The sequence below is a fragment of the Stenotrophomonas sp. HMWF003 genome, assembly GCF_003061285.1.
Taxonomy (GTDB): Bacteria; Pseudomonadota; Gammaproteobacteria; order Xanthomonadales; family Xanthomonadaceae; genus Stenotrophomonas; species Stenotrophomonas maltophilia_AP.
Genome location: NZ_QAIW01000209.1, coordinates 472 through 2,125, shown reverse-complemented (window position 1 = coordinate 2,125; position 1,654 = coordinate 472). Strand labels below are relative to the sequence as shown.

Annotated in this window: 1 protein-coding gene; it reads left to right on the top strand. The window is 67.9% G+C overall.

The features are described 5' to 3' along the window. Window positions 1-82 precede the first annotated feature (82 nt). Window positions 83-1,654 (top strand): TonB-dependent receptor (locus DBR34_RS08530; protein WP_258223764.1); only part of this gene is annotated, 1,572 nt, incomplete at its 3' end.

The following is a 1,654-nucleotide window of genomic DNA, read 5'->3' as shown; positions in this document are numbered from 1 at the left end:
CCCCTCCCCCATCCGGCGCACACGCCGGCGCCTTTGCCTGCCTCGACCCCCTGAGGGTCGAGGCATTTCGATGCTGTGCACAATGAACCGATCTCCCGTTTCCCACCGGCTTTCCCACGCCGTCCTGGCCGCCCTCGCCTGCACGGCCCTGGCCCCATGGCCTGCCACCGCCCAGGACGGCACCGTGCTCACCCTGGGCACCGTGCAGGCTCGGGCCATCGCCGAACGCGCGCTCCCGGCGCGCGCGGTGTTCAGTTCAGTGGACATCATCGGCGGCGACCTGCTGCAGCAGCAGAAGGTGGACCACAGCTGGGAGCTGCTGATGAACGCCCCCGGCGTGCAGGTCACCCAGTTCAAGATGGGCACCGACGCCGGCCGCTTTTCGTTCCGTGGCTTCAACGGCGAAGGCCGCATCAACGCGGTCAAGCTGCTCATCGACGGCATTCCCAGCAACGACAACGCCGGCGGCATGCCCTATCTCGACGCCGTGTTCCCGCTGGATATCAGCGCGATCGAAATCGTGCGCGGCACCAACGACGCACGCTATGGCCTGCATGCCATCGCCGGTGATGTCAACGTGCTCACCCGCCAGGGCGGCAACGACGGCCAGCTCAGCGTTACCGTGGGCAGCTTCGGCACCCGGGACGTCCAGGTGGCCAAGGGGTTCGAGAACGGCGCGTGGTCGCAGAACTACTTCATCGGCTGGCGCGGCGCGGACGGCGAGCGCGACCATGCCGATGGGACCCAACGCAGCTTTGCCGGCAAATGGTTCTACACCGATCCCGATGGCCGCTGGCGCACGGGCCTGACCAGCCGCTATTACAAAAATACCGCGCTGGAAGCCGGCTATCTGAGCTACGCCGAGGTGCACGCCAACCCCAACCAGTCGCCCGCCTACGCCCGCGATGATCGCAGCGAGCGCGAAACCCTCCAGACCGCCCTGCACCTCGATGGCGCGCTGGGCAGCGACGGGAGCTGGAGCGCCAAGGCCTACCAGAATGACTACCGCAACCAGCGCTGGGTCACGTTCACCGCGGGCGGGGCGCAGCAGGAGCGCTTCAACGACGAAACCCACCGTGGCCTGATCCTCACCACCACCTGGCGCCCCAGTACGGCCCTGGCCGAGTTCGTGCTGGATGCCGGCGTGGACGGCCAATGGCAGGACAACACGGCGCGCCGCTTCCGCACCGTCGCGCGCGAGCGCCAAGCCACCCTGCGTGACTGGGATTTCGACCTGGACACCCGGGGCGCCTACGTGCAGGCCGTGATCCGCCCCACCCAGGCGCTGAAGATCGTGCCCGCCTACCGCGTGGACCACATCGAGGGCGACTTCCACAACGTGGCCACTACCTCCCATGCGCCGGTGTACGACTACGGCCTGATCAAGCAGCCCAAGCTGAGCGTGTCCTACGACCTGGCCAGCAACACCGTTGCCTACGCCAACTGGGGCCGCACCTTCCAGATCGGCAGCGGCAACGGCGCCTACCGCACCCAGGCCGGCAACCTGTCGCCTTCCATCAACGAAGGCTGGGAGACCGGCCTGAAGTGGGCGCCCTCCCACGGCCTGCAGACCCGGGTGGCCTACTGGGAACAGCGCGCGTCCGACGAGGTGGCGACCATTCTCGGCGTCAACGGCAGCGTGGGCAGCAACGAA